Consider the following 25611-nt stretch of genomic DNA (forward strand, 5'->3'; position numbering starts at 1 on the left):
CAAAGGTAGAAAGATTAGCTTGAATAAGCAAACAATAATAGCCAATAGCTTTTAGCTATTTGATTTCAAATGATGCGCTTACAACGGCAGTTATTTCTTTTTCTATAGATGTCGCATCGTTCATTCCATAATCTGAAACTAAATTTGAGTTGCGCGGGGTAATTTGAATGACTCCCATTCTTGCATTACGAAGCGGACCAAGACTTCTGCCTGTTGCTTCTGCAATTTTAACCGCACGATCCATTGCGTTCTTTGATGCAGCAGCCTGTACTTCAATTTTCAAGTCATCAATTTTAGTATAAAGATATTCCGGGGCTTCAACATTTATATCCAAACCTTTTTCAACTAGAGAACTGAGTGAAACCGAAAGTTCCTTTATTTTTTTTACATCATTGGATTTTATTTCGAAGCGCTGGCTGTAAACATAATGAGATACTTTTTGCGTTTGCACCCCATTCTCGGCAACTTCAAAAACCGGGGAACCATTTATTCCAAAAACTTCAATTTGATCTTTCTTAAATTCTTGTGCTTCCAAATATTTTAGAATTGTCGGCATTTGCTGTTGAACAACCTGATAAGCATTTTGTCTGATGGAACTTGTTGCTTGTAACGTTCCACGTAAAATACCGAGATCTGAAACAATTTCTTTCTTTGCGGAACCAGTAACAGTTATAGTTTGATCCGCATTCTTTGTTGATTTCCAAACAAATGAAAAAATAATTACGGAGAGAAGAATGGCTGCCGCAAGAATAGAAACCGGGATAATGTATTTGAATTTCTCGTTCATAATTAACTCGACTTTTGGTTAGTTATAAGATAATATATGTTTTCAAAAAGTGAAGTTAATTTATTTTATCAAAACCATTTTTTTTGTTACTACATAATTGTCTGCCATCAATGTATAGAAATAAATTCCGCTTGGCAATTGAGAATTTCGAATTGAAAAATTAGTATTGTAATTACCCGTTTGCTGATATTCATCAACAAGAATCGCAACTTCTCTTCCAAGTAAATCGTAGACTTTTAATGTTACATAACTAAATGCTGAAAGCTGATAGCTTATTGCTGTTGACGGATTAAATGGGTTGGGATAGTTTTGGTTTAAGGAAAATTTGGCAGGAACAGAATTAATTCTATCATCAACATCAGTCAATACTTCAGGATAACGATACAAACTATCTCTGTAAATATTTGTAATAAATCTCGTATAATCTTTCAATTCTTTTACTGCATCAAGTCTATCTTGTCCCATCGCTGCTATTTCAGCAATAACTAATTCTTGAGTTTCATTAGGTGCTAAATTAAACGGACCGGTAGACATACTGAAATATCGATCACTTGCTGGATATTGAATTCCATCAATCCACCCTGTCTCCGCAATAGGGTCGCCGCTGAGAGTGTATTTTGTCTTTCCTCCGCCAAATTCTGAGGGTACTTGAAAGTAGTCGTTTGTGTTAGGGTGTAATCCTTGAAAATAATTATACCATACCAAATTTGATCCGGGCCTTCCAATACCAGGACAAGGGAAAATAGTTCCACCACATGTGAAGTAAACGAAAGCATTCATCCCAAGATTTTTTTGAACGTTATATTTTATTTGATTATATATACCAACATCTGAACCATTGCCGCCTACTATTGGTCCCTGAACAACCACAAACCCCACAGCAGGGGGAGTTGTTCCATAAACGACATCAACATCTTTACTATGATAAGCATATCCTAAATTTAATGTAGTGTCGCAACCGGCAAAATCTTTAGCACCATCTCCAATATCGGGATCAACAAAGAATGCAAGGTACATATTGTTAATAACTGTATTTTTTTTGTTTGTAATTTTATACTTTTTGAAAATTGTATTACCAAGAGCGTAAGATTTGTTATATGCCCAAACTGTTGTTTGTAATTCTAAACCGAGCGGGGCGCTTATTGCTATGCTATAAGATTTAACATTATCAAAATCATTTGCAGCATACCAAATAGTTTGATTTGCACCGGGAACCCCAGGAATATCTACTTGCGGATCATAAATCCCATCTTTATTAACATCTTTGTAAGGAGCGCCGTCATTTGCCGGCCATTCATTCCAATCCTTTTCATATTGGGTTTTTATTTGATCGGCACTTCCCTCTCCGTCTGCCATTTCGTTCGCAAATGTACTAGTCTTATAATCGGGGCGTACACGGTAAATCCTAACATTGGGCAAATTAGGACTTTGCGGAGTACCATCTTGTAAAATTTTTCCAGGAGTTATTCCGCTTCTATAATAAACTCCGCCTACTAAAACACTTCCTCCACTAATTCCACCCCACAATAAATTAGAAGTGAAAACTGCAGTCTTTCCGCTTGACCTTGGATAGACAAAACCAGCACGATTAGTACTCTTATTAAAATCATCCACACCATCATTTTGAATGATGGTAGAAATATTGTTAATGTTCATTTTTGTTAGGCTTGGGCTACCAAGTTGTTTGGCAAGTGGCGAGTATTTTGGACAATCATCTTGTGCAAAACAAATTATTGCATTAAAAAAAACGAAGAAAAATAAAAACAAAAAATATTTTACTTTTTTCATTTCAACCCCTAGATAATTTCTAATTGAAAGCTACGATTAATAGATTAAAACGCAACTCAAATAATTTGGTAAATAAGGCAAGAACTCTTTTTAAGTATAAAATTTGATGAGTATCTCATCGCAAACAGCATAACCTTTTGGTGTGAATTTAATCAACCCATCTTTTTCGATAAGAAATTTTTCTTGTTTAAGTTGATCCAAATAATTTTTGTTTTTCATTAGCCATTCATTTCCGAAAAAATTATTCAGTTCGAGCAGATCAAGTCCTTTGCTGCGAAGTGCAAGCATAATATATTCGTTCAATTTTTCTTTTTCGGAAAGAATTTCTTCTCCAATTACTGCATTCCCTTTTAATTCAATAGCCGCATTATAAAAATTCAATGCTGAATAATTCCACCAGCGTTTTCCGCCTGCCTTGCCGGTAGGCAGGTTTACGAATGAATGTGCCGATGTACCAAAGCTTAGGTAATCTTTGTATCTCCAATATGCATTGTTATGTATGCATTCAAATCCTTTTTTAGAAAAGTTGGAAACTTCATACTGTTCAAATCCTTGTTGAGTTAGAAAATCAATTGTTAATTCATAAAGGTCGGCATCGTAATCTTCATTTTGCATTTTTACTTTACCATCAAGAACCATTTTATTAAGAATTGTTCCTTTCTCTAAAATTAAACTGTAAGCAGATATGTGTTTGATCGGCAGTTTAATCGCTTGATCTAAATTGTATTGCCATTTCTTTTTTGTTTGAGAAGGTAAGTTAAAAATTAGATCAACACTTATGTTTTCAAATCCAATTGCAGCAGCATCACGAACAGTTTGAATTGCAGTTTGCGAATTGTGTATTCGAGTTAGGAATTTTAACTCATCTTCGTTGAATGATTGTATTCCAATGCTAATACGGTTGATACCGATTTTTCTGAATTCGGCTAACTTTTCAATATTGACTGTTCCGGGATTTGTTTCGAGTGTTATTTCTGCAGCTTCATTCACAGAAAATTTTTCTTTAATGTGTTGTATAATTTCAGAAATGTAATGAGGTTCCATAAAAGATGGAGTTCCGCCGCCAAAGAAAATGGAAATTATTTTCCTTCCTTCGGAATATTGCGCAGAGTAAAAATCAATTTCTTTTTTTAATGCTTTTAAGTAAGAAGAAACATTATCGTAAGAAATAATTGAGTAAAAATCGCAATAGATACATTTGTGATCACAGAATGGAATATGAATATATATTGCAGTTTCTCTCAATTTATGCCCGGTGAAATAATAATAGGAAAATACAAAAAGAAAAGGGGCTTGTTCAGCCCCCTTAATGGAAAATTAATTTTTGCTATAATCCAAATGAAATACCTGCACTAGCTGTTTTTGTTTTAGCTAATTTATAATCAGCATTAATGTTAACTGCAGCAAGATGAAGAGTAAATCCTACAACAGCAGAGCTTGTATTTTCACCTTCAATTTCAAAGGCAATATTAATTGGTGGAACAGTAGCTCCGCTCACAACTTGATTGGATTGGTAATTATATGAAACAGTTGTTTTAGAGGTTTCCATTGTTAATCCGGCATAAGGAGTAAAAGAAATAATCGCTCCAAAGGTTTTACTAACATAAACTCCAAACTGAGATGTTGTACTTTCAAACATACTTCCGACTTTCATTTTTTGAATAAAGTATCCTATACCAAAATCGACCGGTATTGGATTTGGGAACCAAACTCCAGGGTTGTGAATTAATCCAGCACCCCAAAAACTAAATTTGCCCATATCTTTAATATCCACATCAGGGAAATAACGGAACGCAAAATTAGTCCCGAAAACTGTTCCAACAGTAACTTGAGCCGCTGCTGTAGGTAAAACCGGAAGTTCATCTAAAAATCCGCTAACACCAGACATACTAAATGTTGTCGCAGGTAAATTGTATCCTTGAAAAGATTGTCCGGGAAAAATAATGTTCAGATTTTGATTCTTTTTCCCTACAATAGTAGGACCGGAAAATGTTACGCTCATTGGTGTATTTTGAAGTTGAGATCTTAGTAGAACATAAGTCGGCGATCCTTGTGCCAGACCAGTCGTATTATTCAGAATTGCAGAAGCTTGATCCTGAGAAAAATAGAACTGACCGGTTTCAACAAAGTTTTTTACATCATCCGAAAAAAATGACCCCATTGCAATAATTTTTACATCAAGATGAAATTCCAATTTACTTGCGGATGGTGCATTTGTAACCCAGCCTGAATTTAGATTTGAGCCAAATGCTGAAATTACCGGTTTTACATATTGCGCCCCAACAGTAGATGACAATTTGGAAAGAGTTTCTTGCAAACTTTGTGCTTTCAGATTAACTGAAAAAAATAAACCACTCACAATAAATAAAGAAAGTATTCTCTTAATCATACAACCTCCGCTATTATTGATTTCCTTTGCTCTGAATTTAATGAACAAAATTTTCATCACAAAGGAAATATTGTTGGAAAAACAGAATTGTGCTAAAAAACAATTTTTAGTTTTTAGATAATCCCATTAGCTCACGCGCACCATTTAGAGTTGCTTCGGTTACTTTCTCACCGCTCATTAGTTTTGCAACTTCTTTAATGCGCTCTTCACCCTTTAGAATTCGTATCGAACTTACTACGCGATCTCCGGCTTTTTTCTTTTCGACTGCATAATGGAAATCCGAAAGTCCAGCAATTTGAGGCAAATGAGTTATGGCAATAATTTGGTGATATGATGCAAGCGATTTCAAAACTTGTCCTACTTTCTGAGCAATACGTCCGCTTACACCTGTATCAATTTCGTCAAAAATGAGAATAGGAAGTTTATCCGATTTTGCAAGTATGGATTTTAGCCCAAGCATTATGCGCGAGACTTCACCGCCCGATGCAACTTTAACTAGCGGTTTGGGATCTTCGCCGGTATTTGTTGAAATGAAAAATTCTATGTTATCAAAACCATGCTCGTTGAATTTATAATTCTTTCCATCTGCTATAATAAAATTCTCCGCTGCATTCGAGACGATTTCATTTTCTAATTTTACTTTGAAAACAGAATCGGCAATTCCTAGATACTTCAATGCATCTTCAATTTCTTTTTTAATTTTATTTGAAACTATTTTTCTTTCTTGCGAAAGTTTTTTTGCCAGCAAGCCGCATTCTTTTCTTGAATTATCTATTTTCTTTTCGAGCTGAGTTATCTTTAAGGAAAAGTTCTCTGCTAGTTCAAACTCAGCACCAATCTTCTCCCGATGATCAAGTACGGATTTAAGCGAACCGCCATATTTTTTCTTCAGTAGAATTAGTGCGCCGAGACGTTCTCTTATCTCTTCCAAACGATTTGGGTCAATATCAATTCTGTCTTTGTAACTCCGCATGAAAGACGAGATATCAACTAGAGAAGCCAAGATTGAATCAACTTCGTTCAAATTTTCATTAAATGATTTATCAATTTTCGTGAGTTCTAAAATTTTATTTTTAACATCTGCAATTTGTTCTTGAATGGAATGTTCATTTTCATAAATCGCATTATAAATATCATTTGTCAACGAAAGAAGTTTTTCTGAATTTTCTAAAATTTTTAATTCGTCAGAAAGTTTTTCTTCCTCTCCTTCTTGAGGCGAAACCGCATCTATTTCTTTAATCTGAAATTCATATAATTCTTTTTTCTCTTTCAGTATATTTTCTTTTTGAATTAATTCCCGTAGCTCTTTCGACAAAGCAGAAAGCTGCCGTGACGCCGATCTAAATTCATTCAATTGTGTTTCGAGATTTGCAAATTCATCCAGCATTTCGATATGTGTTTCCGCTCGTAATAAAGATTGATGTTCATGCTGTCCGTGAAGATCTACCAAGAGGTCGCCCGTTTCTTTAATTAGATTAAGAGGAACAGGAGTATCATTCAAAAAACATCTGTTAGTTCCTTTTAAGGAAATCTCACGCCGAATTATTAATTCTGAATTGAATTCAATTTCATTCGCTGTAAGAAGCTGCTGTACTTTTTTATTCCCCGTTACATCAAAGAGACCTTCCACAACAGATTTCTCGGAACCTTTTCTTACAACTTCAGTAGATGCACGTTCACCGAGTAATAATCCCATTGCATCAATTAAGATAGATTTACCAGCGCCCGTTTCTCCGGTAATTATATTTAGACCTTTACCGAATTCAACTTCGATGTTTTCTATGAGTGCATAATCTTTAATGAGAAGTGTCTTGAGCATACTTTCTGTAATAATTTTGTTACGAATATTGTGAATGAAAGGTTAAGTATCAAGTTTTAATGAGAGAGGAAATTATTCATAGAATGTAAAAAGCCTGATCTCAAAACAAATCAGGCTTTCTTTGTAGCGGGGACAGGACTTGAACCTGTAACCTTCGGGTTATGAGCCCGACGAGCTACCAATTGCTCCACCCCGCGATGTAATTTTTATTTGTATAAAAACGTTTTTCTTTACTTGGGGCACAAATATATCGAAGGAATGCCCGAATGTCAAATAACACTATATCAGACGTTGTATTACAAGATTGAAGAATGAATTAATAAGTCATCTTAAGCAAAGTGTCATTCTGAACGGAACGAAGTGGAGTGAAGAATCTCTTTACGTTATAAAATTGAGATGTTTCTCCCGATGAATCGGGATCAACATGACAATTGTTAATTTTTCAGAAGTCTCTTAATATTAATATTATTAAATTTTGATCGGTACTTATTCGAACATTAAGGAGATAGTTATGCGTAAAATTAAATTCTCAATATTTTTTCTTTTTATAATTCTTCCCGTAATAACCAATGCACAATTTGAAGTTGGAAAACATCATCTCGGTCCTTCATTAGGATTATCTTTTCTTGGTACAGTTCCACAAATCGGATTTAATTACGAGTACGGAATTAACTTAAAAAATTTTGGCGATGTAGGTTTTGGCGGAATCCTTCGTTACTGGTCTTTTAATGATTCGTTTGTTGGAGGAGAATGGGGTTATCAAGATTTTTTAATCGGTGCACAAGGTAATTACCATTTTAAGTTAACGAATGAAAAAATTGATCTATGGGCGGGTCTTATTCTTGCCTTTGATGCCGGATATGTAAAATACAAAGGGAATACTTCCGGTATGTATCCATCGCCGTCTCACGGAGGTTTGTGGCTTGGATTTCAAGGCGGAGGAAGATATTGGGTATCATCAACTTTTGCAATTTCAGGCAGACTGGGTTTCGGAACATTAAAATATGGCTCTTTAGAAATTGGATGTGATTGGAAATTATAAGATTGCCGAAGCAATTATTTCTAAATCCTCAACATTTTAGTTGAGGATTTTTTATTCTCGATAATTATTTATAGTACCTGTATTCAAAACTTGAATTCAAAAAAGTATTTTTTATAAAGAATTACAATTAAGAATCCCCGCTGGCACGAATAATTTTATTTATTTGTCTCTCTCTGTACAACTGTCCTATCTCAGCACCAACAATAAATAAACATGCAGAATAAAAGAGCCATAATAAAATTGCAATGATCAAAACAAAAGCTCCATACAACGGATTTGAGCTTAATATATTATTAACGTAATAACCAAAAACACTGCGGGCGATTTCCCAAAGTAATGTCGTCCATAATGCACTTACTGCTGCAACTTTTTTCCCTAATTGTTCATAAGGAATTAAATAATAGAGAGCGAAGAATAATCCAAACATTAATAATAGCGAGACTCCATAAACTAAAATATTCCAAATTGAGCTTTGAGTATAAGATTGAACAAATTCATAATTTTTAGTTAATTCATAAATGATATTTAATGCGGGAACAATAAAAGTGAAAATTGTAATGATAAAGACTAATAGAATTACCATAAGAATATCACGTATTAATCCATACAGGTAACCTTTCCGTATTTTAACATGATAGATATGATTCAAAATTGTTCTTATGCTGCTGAAGATCCATGTTGAAGTAAACAATAATCCAATAACACCAACATACCCCGCTAATGTTTTGTATTCAATTACTTCAGGCAAACGCGAACTTATCATTCGTTTGATATAATTTGCATACGCCGCGTATGGAATTGTCTGATCTATAAAATTATTTACTTGAGATTCAATCACCGAAGAATCAAAAATATTTCCTAGAAGAGAAAATACAAGTAGTAGAAATGGAATCATACCAAGTAAAAGAGAAAAAGAAATCCCGGCTCCGGCAAAAAAAGTATTGTTCTCATCCATTTTTTTGAAAAGTCCAAGAACATAATGTTTTAGAAAAGAAATTATCTTTCTGTAGGTTAATGAAGAAATTACAGAACCGATTGATTTTAATATCTTATTGCGCAAAATCCATTCTCTTTTGAATTGTAGAATAATAAAGATCTATTAACTGGTTAATTGGAAAATCATACTGATCATTAACATTCAAACTTGTTCCTTCAACTTTTCCCAACAACAAAAACGGGGTAAAACTTTTTGAAACTATTTTTTCAAATTTTTCTTGCGATGCGGGATCAACCGAAACAATAACTCTTGATTGTGATTCGGAGAAAAAAGAAAAATCCTCACGCTTCTTTATTGGAATTTTTACTTTTGCACCCAATGCTTTTTCCGGATTGATTATACAGCTTTCGGCGATAGCAGTAATTATTCCGCCGTCTGAAATATCGTGAGCAGAATTAAGTAATCCGTTATCAATAAGATGAAGAACAAGTTTGTGAAGATCTTTTTCTGTTTGAAGATCAATCCGCGGAATTTCACCGGTAACTAAATTGTGAATCAATTTTAAATATTCGCTTCCGCCAACTTCTTCGTAATCTTCGCCAAGCAAGTAGATCAAATCATTTTCTTTTTTGAATTCTGCTGTTGTAATATTTTCTAAATTTTCAATCAGTCCTACCATACCAATAACCGGAGTGGGAAAAACTGAAGTATCAGGACTTTCATTATAGAAACTAACATTACCGCCGGTTACAGGCGTGTTGAAGAATCTGCATGCTTCTCCCATTCCTTCAATAGCTTTTTTGAAAGTCCAGAACATTTCGGGTTTGTATGGATTGCCGAAGTTCAAACAGTTTGTAATTGCAAGAGGAATTGCGCCGCTGCAAACTACATTGCGTGCAGATTCTGCAACAGCAATCTTGGTTCCCTCTTTCGGATTTAGATAAACATATCTTCCGTTACAATCAGTTTTTGCCGCGATGGCTTTATTTGTATCTTTTATATAAATCACAGCTGAATCGGAACCCGGACCAACAATTGTATTTGTTCTAACCATTGAATCATATTGTTGGTATACCCATCGTTTAGATGCAATATTTGGTGATGAAAATATTTTTTCGAATACTTCACCTAAACTTTCCGGCTCCGGTAATTTTCTGCAATTAAATTTTCTTGTCTCTTCAAGATATTTTGGCTCTGCGGTTTCTCTAAAATAAACAGGTGCATTACCGCCAAGTACAAGTTCGATCGGAGAAATTTCTGCTTTCTTCTCGCCATTATAATTAATAATTACTTTTTGCTTATCCGTTACCTCACCGATTATTTCGCAGTGTAAATCCCACTTAGAAAAAATTTCTCTAACTCTTTCTTCGCATCCTTTCTTTGCAACAACCAGCATTCTTTCCTGGCTTTCCGAAAGCATAATTTCATAAGCAGTCATTGAATCTTCGCGAAGAGGAACTTTGTTCAGATCTATTATCATTCCCGATTCACCTTTAGCGCTCATTTCGGAAGTTGAACATGAAATTCCTGCCGCACCCATATCTTGTATTCCAACAACTAAATCCTCTTTGATAATCTCAAGTGTAGCTTCAAGTAAAAGTTTTTCTGTAAAAGGATCACCTACTTGAACCGATGGACGTTTTGCTTCCGACTTTTCAGAAATTTCTTCCGATGCAAATGTAGCACCGTGAATTCCATCGCGTCCTGTTGATGAACCAACTATCATTACAGGATTACCATTTCCTTTTGCGGTAGCTGAGATAACATGTTTAGTATCAACAATTCCGATAGCCATTGCATTTACAAGCGGATTACCTTTATAGGAGTCATCGAAATAAACTTCTCCGGCTACTGTAGGAACTCCAAAACAATTTCCGTAATCGCCAATTCCTTTTACAACTCCTTCGAAAAGATATTTTGTTCTAGGATCGGTTAATGGACCAAATCGTAATGAGTTCAAACATGCTATCGGACGTGCGCCCATAGTAAAAATATCTCTTAGAATTCCTCCGACACCGGTAGCCGCTCCTTGATAAGGTTCCACTGCTGATGGATGATTATGACTTTCTATTTTAAAAGCTATTGCAAGTCCATCCCCGATATCAACTAATCCGGCGTTTTCTTCTCCGGCATTAACAAGTAATCTTCCGCCGCTTCGTGGTAAAGTTTTAAGAAGGGCAATCGAATTTTTATAACTGCAATGCTCGCTCCACATAACACTAAAAATACCAAGTTCAGTAAAAGTTGGAACGCGACCCAATCGTTCGCAAATCCAACCGTATTCTTCGTCAGTTAATCCATGCTCGCGGGCTAAGTTTATGTTTACTTCGGGTTCTTTCATCAGCAAATAAAATTTTCTCTTTTGATTGTGTAATATAACATTTTTCATTCTCTCTTAGAAAAAGTGCTGATTGATACTAACTGTAAACATTTCTATTTTTAAGCCGTCTTAACAAACAACAATAAGAATATTAAACGGATATAAAAATGAAAGCATCATTCAAAGACCACAGGTTTTGGTTAATCTCCGGGATTGCTCTTCTTGCATTAATTATTGTGTTATATCCATTAGGTGTTTACAATAGTTTGAGTATGAAACTTACTCGTCCCGAAGCAATTGATGTTGCTACCAAGTTTCTTGCTGAACAAAATACCAACATAAATGGATTTTCGACTGAAGCTTTCATAGACAATTCACCTGTTGAAATGCGTTACCTCATAAAAAAATTGGGAGGTAAAGGTTTTAAGGAATACTTGAAAACTCACCCGACTAATCTTAGTTGGACTGTGATGGTTCATCAAAACTTACCAAAACAAATTCAACAGACTACTTACCATATTGATGTTGCACAAGACGGTTCAATATTTGGTTATAGAAGGGAAATTCCCGATTCAATTGAAATGAAATCTTTAGCTAAGACAGAAGCAACTGATCTTATTAATTCATTCTTGATGAAAAAATATGGAAGTGCGTTCAACAGTTTTAAATTGGTAGAATCTAAAGAAGAACAATATAGGAAGAGAACTGATTATTCTTTCCGATGGGAAAAAGAAGAAGCCGATGTCAATGCAAAAACAATATTAACAGCAAAAGTTCAGGGTGACCAGGTCGGGTCATACAATTATTATTTTGAGGTACCGCAGGCGGATAGAGAATATTTCCGTGCTGCAGATGCAATCTTCGGAACAATTTCTGTTGTCTTTGTAGTTTTTTTAATGATGATCGCATATTTCCTTTTCTTAAAAAAATATCATCAAGGTGAAATTTGGGTAAATGTCGGCCGTTCTATTTTTATTGTTTTCTTTCTGTTATCATTAGTTGATGTAATAAACATGTGGCCCGGTTTAGGACAAGGTACTACGATTGGTAACATATCATTCCTCTTCACAAAGATTATTATTCTATTGATGAATGGATTAATTCTTCAATTTTTTATTGCACTTCTTGTCTTTGCAAGCTGGACAGTTGGTGAATCTTATGCGAGATCTCTCTGGCCGGAAAAACTTAAAGGGGTTGATTCTTTCATTAAGGGACATATTTTTTCTATCCATTCCGGTGCCGGATTAATGAAAGGAATGGTAATCGGAATGGCGATTGCATTAAGTTTTCTTTTTGGTGGAATTATTCTTAACAAACCTGAAGGCAATCTTTATATTGTACCAAGTCATTCAATGGAAATATTTATCGGATGGTTTCCGGCTGTTAGTGTAATATTAGGTGCATTCATAACGGCTTCTCTTGCAAGTATTGCAATAACTTTCTTTATTGTAAATATTTCTTATCAGCGTTGGAAAAAGAAATGGGTTTCCATTTTACTTTCCGGATTAGTAACAGTTTTAGGAATTACTATTGCTTCTACTCCTCCATCACTTAATAATTTTGCAGTTGATCTGCTTTCATATTTTTTGTTCGGATCTTTTTTAGCTTATCTCTATTTTCGTTTTGATCTATTAACAATTGCAAGTGCTCTTTTCTACACTACACTTACAACACATTCTTATGCATTATATGCAGCAAATAATTCTTTCTACACAATAAATTTTGTTTTAGTCGGTATTGTCTTTTTTATTCCTCCAATTATTTATCTCGTCAGCAGATTTAAGAATCAAGAATTTGTTCTCGAGAATTACGGTATGCCTTCACACATTCAAAGGATTTCTGAAAGAGAACGGTTAAAGAAAGAATTAGAGATTGCAGCTAAAGTTCAGTTGAGTTTGCTTCCTAAAGAAGAACCGAAAATTCCAGGATACGAAATTTCTGCAATCAGCATTCCGGCAGTTGAAGCAGGCGGAGATTATTTTGATTTCGTAAAACTTAGCGGGAATAAGCTTGGCATTGCAATCGGTGATGTTTCCGGTAAAGGTATCGGAGCTGCAATTTATATGACGTTAACAAAGGGAATTCTTCAAGCACATGCGGAAGAAGATGTTTCTCCAAAAAATGTTTTAGGAAAAGTTAATCGTCTTCTTTACAAAACAATTGAGAAAAATTCTTTTGTAAGTATGTTCTATGCAATTCTTGATACAAGCAATAATCATATAATTTATTCTCGTGCCGGGCATAATCCCGGGATTCTTTGTAGCGAACGTGGCGGAAAAACAAAATTACTTTTTAGCAAAGGTATGGCACTTGGTCTTGAAGAAGGAAGTGTCTTTAGCTCTACACTTTTAGAAGAAGAGATCGTATTGAATAACGGAGATATTTTTGTTCTTTATACCGATGGCTTTACTGAAGCAATGAATGAAAGACAAGAATTATATGGAGAAGAAAGATTAATCAAACTGATAGAGAACAACAGAAATATTTCTTCTAAAGATTTATTAAATCTTATTCTAAAAGAAGTGAAAAAGTTTGTGGATAATTACCCTCAGCACGATGATATGACCTTGGTTATTTTAAAACGGTTGTGATAATTTTCTTAAGTTAATGCTATTTTGATCATTGATTTTTCTTACCTCTAGCTTCTTGCCTCTTACCATTTGACTAGAATTAATTTTTACTTTAAGTTGCATTAGTAACAAAGGCGTGCCCGCAATGGGGAAACGATTTCAAATAATCCTTTCATATAAACACTTGCTAATTATAAGTCGTAAGACTTTATATATATAAAAAAATTTATTATTTCTTTTTTCTTTTATTTTGACTCTTCAATAATTGTTAAATTAATATAATTATGTTTTATTAAATAGAGGAAATTATGCAGAAGTATTTATTATTCTTCTTCTTAATGTTTGCTTTTAATTTTATTTACCCTCAAGATATTGATAACCTTAAGAAAGAAGTTGAAGCTAAAGAATTTAATCTTAGTTCAAAAGCAAATGATCTATCAAAATTAGAATTAAAATACCCTTTGTTTAAAATTACTGGTGAAATAAAAGATCGGGATCGTGAATTATCTTTTATTCAATTATGGGGCATCGCTTATCCTGTAAATCAAGATTTTAATACATATGGTTCTTTAATTCAAAATGGGAATATCATTGTTCAGAATCCATTGAAATCTAATATGCAGTATAATTATTATACTGAGGGTGAACATTATTTTATTGAAAAGAGATATAGTAAAAATACATTTGGTGGTGATGTGGTTGTATTTGTATTTGGCGATATTCCAGATAAGGAAGCATCAGTAAAAATGGAGAATTTAAGAAATGCAATTAGTACTCTTAAATCAGAAATAAAATCAATGGAAACTCGTATATCAGAATTAGAGTATTTATCAGTCATTAAGAAGGCTGAACATTTTTCCGAGAATAAACAATACCAAAATTCAATTGATTCTTATGTTGAGGCATTGTCTATAAATATTTCTGATAAAAAGGGTTTATCCCAAATAATTTTTAATCTTTCAATTGAACAATCAAAGGAATTTCAACCTAATGATCTCAACAATTCTATTGAAATATTGAAAAAATCCTTATTATTAAAATATATTGATGATGAGACTAAAATGAAATTAAAAAATCAAATTGCTATTCATTATAAAGAAATAGCTAATACATGTATGAATTCTAATAATTATAAAGAAGCAATTATATCATACGAAAAAGCAGTTTCCTATGATTCTCATGTTTTCGATTCTAATGAAAATCTTTTAGCTAAGTCAAACTATTTATTAGGCATAGAAGAACTAGATTATAATATACCTAATGGAATGATAAATCTTACTGCTGCATCAAATTTGGATAATTCATATAAAATCAAATCATTAGAATTATTATCTAGTTATAAAAGATCTATTATACATAGTTATCTTTCTATAATTCCTGGTTTAGGCGAGATAACTCAAGGAGAATTTGGTACTGCTTTAATAAATATTGGATTAATGGGCATTGCAGTATATGGCGGAATTCAGACTAAAGATAAAAATAATTCACAACTTTGTTATGATGCTGCTGGATTAGTTTATATTTTTAGCATAATTAATACTATATCGATAAGAAATACTTATAATAAACAATTTGAATTATTAGGGAATCGAGATATATCCATATATCCGATTATAAATTACAAAAATATTTATTTTTGTATTAATGTAAAATTATAATGAAATATAATCCGTTCTGACAGTTCGTATTAATATATTTATTCAGTTTTCTTCCTTTTGTAATTCAACTATAATAATTGTTGCGTTTTTGTTGATTAATAAATATTAAGTTGTTTTAGTAAGAGGTTCAAATTTGTAAGCTCTTAAAAAAGAGCTGGTCGCAAAACGCGACCAGCTTAAAAACAATAGCGGTAAAAAAAAACATTGATAGATTTCCAGAAGGTTTTTTGTTTCATATAAACAAAGCGAGGAGTCTAACCCCACCCTGCCCTCCCCTTTTTTAAAGGGGAGGGTTTTTAAACTCCCTCCCTTTGTTAAAGGGAGGGCTGGGGTGGGTTCGAAAAAGGCTGTGGTATGACTGAACACTTTAACAAAAAAGAAATGAAAAAACGACGAAGGCAACTTCGTGTGAGTATGACTTATTGTGAAAAACTTATCTGGATGTATCTTCGCAAAAGACAAATGAAGGAAAGATTTCTTCGTCAATACTCAGTTGATAATTACGTTATTGATTTTTTCTGCCCGAAACTCAAATTAGCTGTTGAGATAGACGGTGACGTTCACAAACTTGAAGACCAAAAAGTCTATGATAAAGAAAGACAAAAATACCTTGAAGACTTTGGCCTTGGGTTTATCAGAATTACAAATGAAGAACTTCTTGCCAACGCGAATAAAGGTTTGAAAAAATTGAAAATGAAATAAAAAGATTACAACAAATAGATTGGACCGAATAGAAAAATAGTTTACTAACTTTATAATCTATAATGATCAATTCGTCCAATCAATTACAGTTTGTGCACTAACTTTTGAACCGTCAACTTTATCTTTAACCGTGATAGTTATTAAATACTTACCCGTCTTAGCTTTCGATAAATCAAGCTGATAATATATTTGCGGATTAACTTCAGCAGATTGATAGTTCGAAGAAAACGAAATGCCTTCTCCCTTACCAAATCCCAAAAACTTACCGATATCTGAAATAGTTTTTTCTAACCCTGATCCATTCTCTTCAGAGTATTCTTTCACTTCAACTTCCTGTTCAAAGTCGGTTAATCCGGAAGAATTCTTTTTTAAATTATAGATTTCATAATAAACGTAAGTTGGTGCACCTTTCATAAACTGCTTGGTTGGATTTGGTAATATGCTGATCTTATTTCTATTAATACTGTATTTAGATTGACTTCCGGTTTCAACTCTTGATGCAAGAATAATATCGCTAATATCTAAATGTATATTGCTAAACTTTTTTATTCCAATTCTTCCACGGTTGGAGGAAACTCCTTTATCAACATTTCTCAAAACTTCCAAAGAGTAATAACCGGAATCAGTAATTGCCGATACTTGCAAAGTATTTGTATAAAGTATCGGGTGAGTAATTGTACTTACTATATTTCTTGAGCCGAGTGATTTGAAATGTTCTTTCTTTTTTATTTGTTCTTCAGAATTATTATTAAAAAAGAAAAATGCAGCATCATGTTCAACGTTAAGTATTCCATTATTGACCAAACTATCAATTGGATTCAATCCGTAATTAATATATATGTCTGTGTGGTTTCTCAACTCGTTGCTTTTGAATTGAAAGAATTCATAAACTATATCGAACTTTGGCCCTTCATATTTAGGTTCGTAGTAAGTGAAGTATCCACGTCTCAGATCATTCATAAAAGTTTGAGTGTCGCCGTTAAATTGCGGGGCTGTTTTATCTTTTTCCCCGGCAGGTGCGGCAAAAATAAAGTTGCCGCTTTGCGCCATATCCGTAAAGCCAAGCGTGAATCCGTTATAATCCCAAACTTCTGTTTTCATATTTACTTTGTTGCCCATTGATGGTCTGATTCTCATCCAGTTCAAAGGTTCACCGTAACGTAAAATAACTTCACCTTGATTTGATTTCCATCCCACAACATTCATTGAAGGAACACTAAAATTAAGATTAGCATAAGCAACACGGGAATAATGTTCGAGCAAACGTTCGTTGTAATCTGTTATATAAAGCGGATCGGAAACTTTCCAATAGAGATCAATAAATTCTTTCAGTTCATAATCGCTCATCTCTTTCATAACATAATCATAAGCAGGCTGCAATAAAGATTTTACAGAATTAAAAGTGAAATCTTCTCTTTCATTTTCCGGCATCAACTCAATTGCTATCTGATATTCCGTAAAACATTCTTTGAGTTTTGAAGTTTTGTAATATAAAAGTCCAAGTGCAAGATGAATTTCTTTATCAGCTTTATTTATTTTAATTAATCTTTGTAAAAAAGGAACTCCTTTTTCCGGTTTATTCCCTTTATCATACATCAAACTTAATTTGAGAATTGTTTGATAATTAACCGAATCAATCTTCAAAGCATTCAGATAATATTTTTCTGCTTCGCTAAAATCTTCATCGGCATATTCTTGAAGCGGTGCCATAAATCCATCCAAGTTACGGACAGAATTATTATACTCGGTGAAGTCTTCATCTTTTAACAACCCAAGATTATACCATGCATCAACCTGGCTGCTGTCTAATTCTAAAATTTTATGGTATTGATCGAAAGAAGTGAAGCGTGCAAAACTTTTGCAGATGTTTGCATAAAAATAATTGTACTCTAAATTTTTGGGCTCTTTCCAAACAGCCATGTGCGAATTTTCAAATGCGAGATTTCTAGAATTAAAAGTGTTATGATGAAATTGAATCTTGGCAAGTTCATAATATGAAGCTGCATCTGAATTTTCCCAAATTGATTCTTTAAAATATTTTTCTGCATTGAGCGTGTCTTTGTATCGAATAGCTTCTATCCCCTTTTTATACAGTTCTTTTGATTGATCATCACTATCAATATTTAATCCTTTTAGGTAACTATTTAAAAAGAAGACAAGACTAAATAAACAATATATTAATGCACGTTTCATTCAATCATCCTGTAAAAAACTTACAAACAAACATTCTCAGAATCAATTCGATATAAGCTCTCCATAATTTATTACCTATTAAGAAAGGTTATCGTAACCTTTTCATTTTGGAAAACGTCTAAAGTTCAAAACAAAATTAAGGGCTGAGTTATGAAAAAATATCTTACCATTTTACTTTTCCTTCCGATTATAATATCAGCTTCAAATAATGAAAAAGTTCTTAAACTAAAAAAAATTGATTCTCCAATAAAAATTGACGGATATATAGATGATGCGTGGAGTAAAGCAGACTCGGCAACAAATTTTTTCCAGCTTCAACCTTATGTTGGAAAAGAACCTTCTAGAAAAAGTTATGCTAAAGTACTAACTACAGAAACTGCTCTCTATTGCTTAATAGTCTGTTACGATGAAAAAGCAAATATACAACAGCATACAGGTAAGCTTGATGATGGAGGCGGCGATATTGTATCAATAATGCTTGATACATTTAACGATAGAAGAACAGCTTACAAGTTTGCTGTTAATGCTGCCGGTGCCAGAGCTGATTGTCGTTTGCTAGACGATGCTCGCGATAGGGATTACAGTTGGGATGGTATCTGGTTTTCTGCAGCAAAAATTTACGATTGGGGCTATGTGGTAGAAATGGAAATCCCGTATAAATCTATTCAGTATGATGAAAAATTAACTTCATGGGGATTAGATTTTGACCGGTGGAGACCTATCAATTCAGAAGACTTATATTGGTGCGAATATGAACAGAATGAAGGTCAACGTATTTCTAAATTTGGAAAACTCGTTTTCGAAGATTTTCATCCTACTATAAAAGGTTTAAATCTTGAATTATACCCTGTCGTGTTCGGAAAGATAGATTACCTTGGCAACAACAAATATAAAGTTGATCCTCACGCCGGTTTAGATGTTTTCTACAATCCCTCTCCACAGTTAACTTTTCAGGCAACAGCAAATCCCGATTTTGCGCAGATCGAAGCCGATCCATACACATTTAATATCTCACGTTATGAAACATATTACAGCGAGCGCCGGCCATTTTTTATTCAAGGTAACGAAATTTTTATGCCTTCCGGTAAACAGCGCAACACCGGTTTCTATAGCCCGCTGGATCTTTTTTATTCACGCAGAATTGGAAGGAAATTACCGGACGGTTCCGAGGTTCCACTTTCATTCGGCGCAAAAGCTTTCGGCAGATTTAATGATTGGGAGTATGGCGGATTTGTTGCACGAACCGGAGAAATGGATTACACGGATTTAGACGGATCAAAAGCGACCGAACCTTCAGCAGTATTTGTTGCAGGAAGAGTGAAAAAACAGATCATGGAAAATTCATCACTCGGTGTTTTGTTCGTAGGAAAGCAAACTGCCAATAACACATATGGTGTTATTGATATAGACGGAGCTTTAAGGGAATCTGATTGGCAGCTTGCGTATCAATTTTCACGTTCAATAAAAAATTCTGAAGGAGATTATGCCGCTTCTGCCGGATTCACGCAGTTCGGAACTTCTTGGGTTACGATGATTCGCAGCAGATATGTCGGTAGTAATTTTGATATCAATCAAGTAGGATTTGTTCCTTGGCTTGGAACAGCTGAGTTAACAGGAATATCTGGACCGATCTGGTATCCAAAGGATGGAGAAATTTCTCAGATACTTATTTTCGGTGGTGCGTCACTCAATTATAAAAAAATTGAAGGGTACACCGATCATTCAGCAGTTTTCGTTTATAATATGCAGTTCAAAAGTAATTGGGGCTTCGAAATTGATATGTCCGCCGGCAGATCCAAAGATTCCGGCATTCAATACGATTCATACGAGATTGATCCGAACATGTGGATCAACCAAGCAAAATGGAATGCAAATCTGTACGGCAGTTACAGCAAGACTTACAATTTTTACAGAAACTATCTTGGCTCTTTCGGATCTATAGGCGGACAGTTTTCATGGAAAGCTTTGGATGTTCTCGAAGTCGGGTCATCGTTCAATATCTGGATGGAAAGAAAACCGGACGGAAATATAGAAGACATAACATACAACGCCCGTCCATTTTTCACTTTAACTCCGATCAATGATATGAGCGCAACTATTTATGTTGATAATCTTTATGTACGTTCCACAGATAGAATGGAAAGAATTTTCATCGGTGGTTTGTTTGCTTATCAATTTTCTCCAAAGAGTTGGATCTATTTTGCTTTGAACGAAGTGCATGATAGAAACAATCCAATGGGAACATTGGATATGACGGATCGTGTGTCAGTCTTCAAAATAAAATATCTTTATTACTTCTAAAAATTTAATTCGGTCTGAAAAACAAAAAGCCCCGCACCTCGAGCGTAGTCGAGAGACGGGGCTTTTTAATCACAAAAATATTATATCAGCACGGGTTCGGAAATTTTGATGAGAAGTCAGTCCATTTTGTAACTTGATCACCTGTTAATTTACTGGCAATATCAGTAAACAAAGTTGCTCTTAATGCACACATACTTGCTTTAATTGTTTGTGAAGCAGCATTATCATTAATTTTTTGGCGAGTATCATCATTCAAAACTTTTAATTTTGCAGCGGCTTCTTGCCTGGTTATTTTACCGGCTCTTAGATCTTCAACTATAAGTTTGCGCGCTTCGTTTGCAGCTTTAATTATATCAGCATTTGCATCTCTAAACTGTTGAACTAAAGGTTTCATATCATCATGAAATTTCACCATAAGCGCTTTTAAATCGGATTTTTGTTGATCACTTAAATTAAGTCTTCTAAAGAACAACCCAAGATGTTTTCCAAAATCAAATTTCATTATCCAATTGGTTCCACCACCATTGACAGACATCATTCCGCCGTTCATCATACCGGAAGCATTTCCTTGCACAAAACTGGACATGCTTAAGAATCCATAAGAATAAAGCGAATTATCGTAGGTCATATCATTATTCAGTGTTGCATCTTCAACACCGTTCATTAGATCGGTATAATCAATTACTGCATATTGAGGTGAGTCGAAATTTATTTGGTTTGGTCCGTTAACCTCGCTTTTATTACTACAAGCTGTGAAATAAATAAGCGGAAGAGTTAATAATGCAGCTAAAATTAATAATGATTTGAATCTTTTCATTTTACGTTCCTTTTATTAGTTCTTTTCGAAATTTTGACAAACAACTAATCTCAAAGGTTTAAATAAGTATCATAATTTTTTGATACTTACTAATAAGAGATTAAATTTGCCACCGGAAACTGGGAGAAATTTACTAATAATTTTTTTCAAGTTATATTAAAAAGAAAGGTTGAATATGAAAGTTTCGATTAATAGTCTATCTGTTAATACATTCGGGGATGAGAACAATCAGCCAATAATATTTATTCATGGATTTCCGTACGATCACACTATGTGGGAAAATCAAATTAACATTCTAAAAGAAAAATATTTCTGTGTTGCTTATGATGTCCGCGGACTTGGAGAGAGTTACGTCGGTGATGGTCAATATACGATGGAAGCTTATGTAAATGATCTTTTTTCAATTATTAATGAATTAAAATTGAAGGGCCCAATTCTATGCGGTCTATCAATGGGTGGATATATTGCTTTGCGCTCCGTTGAACGAAGTATGGAAATATTCAAAGGATTGATCTTATGCGATACTAAATCTGAAGCCGATGACGATGCCGCAAAGTTGAAACGCGCAGCAGGTATTAATCAAATTAATACTGAAGGATTAATAAAATTTGTTGAGGCATTTGTAACAAATTGTTTTGCGGAAGAAACTCCCAAAGAACAGGAAAAAATGTTCCTATTAACATTATTCAAAGCTCACAAACACGATCCGATCGGAGTTAAAGGTGCGTTTATTGCAATTATGAGTAGAACAGATACAACTTCTTTCTTACACAAAATAAATATTCCTACTCTTGTTCTCTGCGGTTCATTCGATAAACTTACACCGCCGTTAGTTATGCGCGCTATGTCAGAAAAAATTCCAAGATCTGAGTTTGCAATCATTCCGCGTGCAGGACATATGTCCCCGCTTGAAAATCCCGAATGCGTTAATGATTTAATATTGGGCTTTCTGAAAAGAAAAGTTTAGTTATTAAGAAATGATATTATTTCTTTTTTTCTTTTATTATACTTTCAATGCTCTTGAAATGTTTTGAATCTTTACCTTCATTGGGAATTAACTTCTTTTTTGTTCCGGCTTTATTCCCCGCTATTACACTATCAATATTTCTGAAATTCTGTGAAGTAGTATCTACTTTGGGTTTTAGTTGATTCTTAATCTCATTTGTAATTTCATTAACTTTTTTTTCAATCTGAACCGGTTTCAAATCAACATTAAATAGATATGGATCAACGAACCCAAAAGAACCAACAGTCAAAGCTATAGTTAATAATAGTGAACAAAAGATCGGCACAAGATATCCAAGCAGTAAACGAATAAGTCTTCCGCCGGATTTCTTATCTATTCTTTTAGCTGTTCTTATTATGATAAACGTAAGGACCCAGCATATTATGACGCCCAATGAAAGAATTGATAAGAATAAAATTTTTCTTTGTGAGCTAACAGCCCCGAGAACAAATACCGAAAAAACTATCAAGAATATTATTAACCGCTGATATAATAAATTTTCGGCAGCAGTTGATTCTTGGTTCAAGTTCGAATTGGTAGACATTATAATTCCTGAATTACATCCAAATATATTTAATACTAGTCTTACATGCTCTCAATAAATTCAACTAATTATCTTCTGCTAAAAACCGTCCGGAATAAATCTCTTGATCAATGAAACTTTTACAAATTGTGTAAGCATCAAATAAGAAATTAAAATCATAGCAAGTAAAGGCCAATACAACGCCGGCAAAGCAACAAGGGATAAACCTTTGGCAAATGGAGAAAACGGAAGCCAAATTCCAATTATCATTATTAAAAATGTTGTTGCAATTAATTGAATACTTGCGCGACTTTGAATAAATGGTATTTTATTTGTTCTAATAACATGAATGATAAGCGTTTGAGTAAGCAGAGATTCTACGAACCACCCGGTTTGAAACAATGAAGATTTTCCTAAATCCCAACATCCAAAAACATAAAGCATTATAAAAAAGGTAGCGTAATCAAAAATTGAACTGATTGGACCAATGAACAAAATAAATTTTGATATTGCACCCATTGACCACGGTCTTGGTTTTGCAATAAGTTCAGGATCAACACCATCAGTTGGAATCGGTACTTGTGAAAAATCATACAATAGATTGTTCGCTAAAATTTGAATTGGCATCATTGGTAAAAACGGTAGAATAATACTTGCGCCGAGAACGCTGAACATGTTCCCGAAATTTGAACTGGCGCCCATACGAATGTATTTAAGAATGTTAGCAAAAACTTTTCTCCCTTCCTGAACTCCTTCTTCAAGCACCATTAAGCTTTTCTTTAATAGAATTACATCTGCAGTTTCTTTTGCAATATCAACGGCTGAGTCAACAGAAATTCCAACATCAGCAACTCGCAGTGCCGGGGCATCATTCATTCCATCGCCTAAAAATCCAACCGTATGCCCTCGCTTTTGTAATATTTTTACAATTTTCTGTTTATCCGTAGGTGAGTGCCGCGCAAAAATTGTTGTCTCATCTACAGCATTTGATAATTCATCGTCAGTCATCCGTTCAGTGTCCGTACCGAGTAAAACTTTATCAGTGGAGATTCCAACTTCTTTACAAACTTTCATAGTTACTAATTCATTATCGCCCGTGATAACTTTGATGCTAATCCCATGATTTTGAAGAGCAACAATTGCAGCTGCTGCAGTTTCCTTCGGAGGGTCGAGAAATGCGAGATACCCTATTAGAGTAAGATTTGATTCGTCATCTTTATTGTAAGCTTCTTTCTTTTCCAAATCTTTATACGCCAACGCCAGAACTCTAAATCCATCTTTACTCAAATCATCATATTCCTCTTTTAAATCAGAGATTAATACTGATTCGACCGGCAATATTTCGCCGTCCAGCTCAAAATGTGTGCACCTGGAAAATATCTCCTCAGGCGCTCCTTTTGTAATTATTTGGTGTACCCCATTAGGAGTTTCTACTACAACCGACATAATTTTTCGTGAAAAGTCGAATGGAATTTCATCAACCTTTTTGTAATTGGCTATATGTAATTCATCTTCAGCTTCTTTATGAACAAGAATTGCCCTATCAAGAATATTTTTCAATCCGGTTTGAAAATAACTATTCAAATAAGCCATTTGAAGAACACCTTCATCATCTTTTCTAACAACATCACAATGTTTTTCCAGAATTACTTTATCAATTGTTAATGTGCCGGTTTTATCAGTACATAAAACATCCATAGCGCCAAGATTTTGAATTGCATTTAATCGCTTCATGATTACTTTTTTCTTAGACATTGCCATAGCACCTTTAGACAAACATACAGTTACTATCATTGGCAGCATTTCAGGTGTCAATCCAACAGCAACAGCCAGGGCAAAGAAGAATGCTTCGTGCCAGTTGTGTTTAGTCAATCCGTTTATCAAAAAAACTAGGGGAACCATTACCATCATAAATTTTATCATTAGCCACGTAAAACTTTTTACACCTTTATCAAAACTTGTCTGAACTTGTTCTGTAGTAATTGCGCTTGCCATTTTGCCTAAATAAGTATTTGCACCCGTCGTAACAACAATCCCGGTAGCGCTTCCGCTTTCAACACTTGTTCCCAGGAAACAAATATTTTTTATTTCTAAAGAGGACTTAGAATTGGAATCATCATTTGTCTCGAATTTCTCTACAGGTATAGACTCGCCGGTAAGAGCGCTTTGTATGATAAACAAGTCCTTGCTTGATAAAATTCTGAGATCTGCGGGGATCATATCGCCGGCTGATAATTTGACAATATCGCCTGGAACCAATTTTGACAACGGAATTTCTTCTTCTATTCCATTTCTAATCACTGTTGCAGTTACATGAATCATTGCTTTCAATTTAGCGGCGGCATTATCAGCTTTATATTCTTGAACAAAACGCAGCACTAATCCAAGAAGGACCATTATGAAAATTATTATTGCAGTTTCATAATCATGAGTAAGTATTGAAACAATTCCAATAACAGAAAGTAGAATTACCAGTGGATTCAATACCGCATCTATTATCAATTTTATCCACGTACTCTTCTTTTCTTTTACAACAACATTAAGTCCGTAGTTTTCCAAGCGGATTTCAGCTTCTTGATTAGTTAAGCCAAGTAGAGAAGTTTTAAGTCTATCGAAGACTTCTTGATGTTTGAGTTGTGATATTTCAATTAGTTGAGAGGAGACTTGAATACTTGATAATTGGTTTTTTTTAGCCGGAGGAATTACTTTTGGGAAAACGTTTGTTTGAAAAAAATTTCGCATTAATCTGAAACTCCGTA

The 25611-nt window shown here is 34.1% G+C and carries 17 protein-coding genes and 1 tRNA gene; 6 read left to right on the forward strand and 12 right to left on the reverse strand.

The window, feature by feature from the left end; translation table 11 throughout:
- Positions 1-55: 55 nt before the first annotated feature.
- The 6 genes from NTZ27_07210 to NTZ27_07235 all read right to left on the reverse strand — a co-directional run bounded on the left by NTZ27_07210 (position 56) and on the right by NTZ27_07235 (position 6980).
- Positions 56-787: an SIMPL domain-containing protein gene (locus NTZ27_07210; protein MCX6174519.1), complete on the reverse strand. Its 732-nt coding sequence runs from the start codon at positions 785-787 to the stop codon at positions 56-58.
- Positions 788-847: 60 nt separating this feature from the next.
- A complete protein-coding gene (locus tag NTZ27_07215; protein ID MCX6174520.1) occupies positions 848-2575 on the reverse strand; it encodes a T9SS type A sorting domain-containing protein in 1728 nt (575 codons plus the stop codon).
- A gap of 90 nt (positions 2576-2665) precedes the next feature.
- The gene (hemW, locus tag NTZ27_07220) at positions 2666-3820 is read right to left on the reverse strand and encodes a radical SAM family heme chaperone HemW (protein MCX6174521.1); all 1155 of its coding nucleotides are present in this window, start codon (positions 3818-3820) and stop codon (positions 2666-2668) included.
- Positions 3821-3902: 82 nt separating this feature from the next.
- Positions 3903-4964: a hypothetical protein gene (locus tag NTZ27_07225; GenBank protein MCX6174522.1), complete on the reverse strand. Its 1062-nt coding sequence runs from the start codon at positions 4962-4964 to the stop codon at positions 3903-3905.
- A gap of 106 nt (positions 4965-5070) precedes the next feature.
- Positions 5071-6783 (reverse strand): DNA repair protein RecN, encoded by a 1713-nt coding sequence (recN, locus tag NTZ27_07230; GenBank protein MCX6174523.1) that lies wholly within the window; start codon positions 6781-6783, stop codon positions 5071-5073.
- 124 nt (positions 6784-6907) lie between these two features.
- A tRNA-Met gene (locus tag NTZ27_07235) sits at positions 6908-6980 on the reverse strand.
- Between the two features lie 314 nt (positions 6981-7294).
- On the opposite strand from NTZ27_07235, the gene NTZ27_07240 reads away from it, so the two are divergent.
- Positions 7295-7825 (forward strand): hypothetical protein, encoded by a 531-nt coding sequence (locus tag NTZ27_07240; GenBank protein ID MCX6174524.1) that lies wholly within the window; start codon positions 7295-7297, stop codon positions 7823-7825.
- A 127-nt stretch (positions 7826-7952) separates the two neighbouring features.
- Here the strand turns inward: NTZ27_07240 and NTZ27_07245 are convergent, their stop codons facing one another.
- Both NTZ27_07245 and purL read right to left on the reverse strand, forming a co-directional pair.
- Positions 7953-8885, reverse strand: a complete 933-nt coding sequence (locus tag NTZ27_07245; GenBank protein ID MCX6174525.1) for a YihY/virulence factor BrkB family protein — start codon at positions 8883-8885, stop codon at positions 7953-7955.
- Positions 8875-11151, reverse strand: coding sequence for a phosphoribosylformylglycinamidine synthase subunit PurL (gene purL, locus NTZ27_07250; GenBank protein MCX6174526.1), 2277 nt, complete (start codon positions 11149-11151; stop codon positions 8875-8877). Before purL ends, NTZ27_07245 begins: the two co-directional genes overlap by 11 nt.
- A gap of 98 nt (positions 11152-11249) precedes the next feature.
- Here purL and NTZ27_07255 point away from each other — a divergent pair, with 98 nt between their 5' ends.
- The 3 genes from NTZ27_07255 to NTZ27_07265 all read left to right on the forward strand — a co-directional run bounded on the left by NTZ27_07255 (position 11250) and on the right by NTZ27_07265 (position 16012).
- The gene (locus tag NTZ27_07255; GenBank protein MCX6174527.1) at positions 11250-13673 is read left to right on the forward strand and encodes a PP2C family protein-serine/threonine phosphatase; all 2424 of its coding nucleotides are present in this window, start codon (positions 11250-11252) and stop codon (positions 13671-13673) included.
- A 287-nt stretch (positions 13674-13960) separates the two neighbouring features.
- On the forward strand, positions 13961-15310 hold the full coding sequence (locus NTZ27_07260; protein ID MCX6174528.1) for a hypothetical protein: 1350 nt from the start codon (positions 13961-13963) through the stop codon (positions 15308-15310).
- Between the two features lie 354 nt (positions 15311-15664).
- Positions 15665-16012 carry an endonuclease domain-containing protein gene (locus tag NTZ27_07265; GenBank protein ID MCX6174529.1) on the forward strand — a complete coding sequence of 116 codons (348 nt, stop codon included), beginning with the start codon at positions 15665-15667 and terminating at the stop codon, positions 16010-16012.
- Positions 16013-16078: 66 nt separating this feature from the next.
- Here NTZ27_07265 and NTZ27_07270 read toward each other — a convergent pair whose 3' ends face one another.
- Entirely contained in the window at positions 16079-18205 is a 2127-nt protein-coding gene (locus NTZ27_07270; protein ID MCX6174530.1) for a GWxTD domain-containing protein, read from the reverse strand.
- A gap of 150 nt (positions 18206-18355) precedes the next feature.
- On the opposite strand from NTZ27_07270, the gene NTZ27_07275 reads away from it, so the two are divergent.
- Positions 18356-20506 carry a DUF5916 domain-containing protein gene (locus tag NTZ27_07275; GenBank protein MCX6174531.1) on the forward strand — a complete coding sequence of 717 codons (2151 nt, stop codon included), beginning with the start codon at positions 18356-18358 and terminating at the stop codon, positions 20504-20506.
- Between the two features lie 85 nt (positions 20507-20591).
- On the opposite strand, the gene NTZ27_07280 is transcribed toward NTZ27_07275, so the two are convergent.
- The gene (locus NTZ27_07280; GenBank protein ID MCX6174532.1) at positions 20592-21323 is read right to left on the reverse strand and encodes a hypothetical protein; all 732 of its coding nucleotides are present in this window, start codon (positions 21321-21323) and stop codon (positions 20592-20594) included.
- A gap of 175 nt (positions 21324-21498) precedes the next feature.
- Here NTZ27_07280 and NTZ27_07285 point away from each other — a divergent pair, with 175 nt between their 5' ends.
- Entirely contained in the window at positions 21499-22290 is a 792-nt protein-coding gene (locus NTZ27_07285; GenBank protein ID MCX6174533.1) for an alpha/beta hydrolase, read from the forward strand.
- A 16-nt stretch (positions 22291-22306) separates the two neighbouring features.
- Here the strand turns inward: NTZ27_07285 and NTZ27_07290 are convergent, their stop codons facing one another.
- Both NTZ27_07290 and mgtA read right to left on the reverse strand, forming a co-directional pair.
- Positions 22307-22873: a hypothetical protein gene (locus tag NTZ27_07290; GenBank protein ID MCX6174534.1), complete on the reverse strand. Its 567-nt coding sequence runs from the start codon at positions 22871-22873 to the stop codon at positions 22307-22309.
- A gap of 78 nt (positions 22874-22951) precedes the next feature.
- Positions 22952-25594 (reverse strand): magnesium-translocating P-type ATPase, encoded by a 2643-nt coding sequence (gene mgtA / locus NTZ27_07295; protein ID MCX6174535.1) that lies wholly within the window; start codon positions 25592-25594, stop codon positions 22952-22954.
- Between the last annotated feature and the right edge of the window lie 17 nt (positions 25595-25611).

This window comes from Ignavibacteriales bacterium, from assembly GCA_026390775.1.
Taxonomy (GTDB): domain Bacteria; phylum Bacteroidota; class Ignavibacteria; order Ignavibacteriales; family Melioribacteraceae; genus Fen-1258.

Coding starts and splice junctions, on each gene's coding strand:
- NTZ27_07210 (MCX6174519.1), bottom strand. CDS start 787: ATGAACGAGAAATTCAAATACATTATCCCGGTTTCTATTCTTGCGGCA.
- NTZ27_07215 (MCX6174520.1), bottom strand. CDS start 2,575: ATGAAAAAAGTAAAATATTTTTTGTTTTTATTTTTCTTCGTTTTTTTT.
- NTZ27_07225 (MCX6174522.1), bottom strand. CDS start 4,964: ATGATTAAGAGAATACTTTCTTTATTTATTGTGAGTGGTTTATTTTTT.
- recN (MCX6174523.1), bottom strand. CDS start 6,783: ATGCTCAAGACACTTCTCATTAAAGATTATGCACTCATAGAAAACATC.
- NTZ27_07240 (MCX6174524.1), top strand. CDS start 7,295: ATGCGTAAAATTAAATTCTCAATATTTTTTCTTTTTATAATTCTTCCC.
- purL (MCX6174526.1), bottom strand. CDS start 11,151: ATGAAAAATGTTATATTACACAATCAAAAGAGAAAATTTTATTTGCTG.
- NTZ27_07255 (MCX6174527.1), top strand. CDS start 11,250: ATGAAAGCATCATTCAAAGACCACAGGTTTTGGTTAATCTCCGGGATT.
- NTZ27_07260 (MCX6174528.1), top strand. CDS start 13,961: ATGCAGAAGTATTTATTATTCTTCTTCTTAATGTTTGCTTTTAATTTT.
- NTZ27_07265 (MCX6174529.1), top strand. CDS start 15,665: ATGACTGAACACTTTAACAAAAAAGAAATGAAAAAACGACGAAGGCAA.
- NTZ27_07270 (MCX6174530.1), bottom strand. CDS start 18,205: ATGAAACGTGCATTAATATATTGTTTATTTAGTCTTGTCTTCTTTTTA.
- NTZ27_07275 (MCX6174531.1), top strand. CDS start 18,356: ATGAAAAAATATCTTACCATTTTACTTTTCCTTCCGATTATAATATCA.
- NTZ27_07280 (MCX6174532.1), bottom strand. CDS start 21,323: ATGAAAAGATTCAAATCATTATTAATTTTAGCTGCATTATTAACTCTT.
- NTZ27_07285 (MCX6174533.1), top strand. CDS start 21,499: ATGAAAGTTTCGATTAATAGTCTATCTGTTAATACATTCGGGGATGAG.
- NTZ27_07290 (MCX6174534.1), bottom strand. CDS start 22,873: ATGTCTACCAATTCGAACTTGAACCAAGAATCAACTGCTGCCGAAAAT.
- mgtA (MCX6174535.1), bottom strand. CDS start 25,594: ATGCGAAATTTTTTTCAAACAAACGTTTTCCCAAAAGTAATTCCTCCG.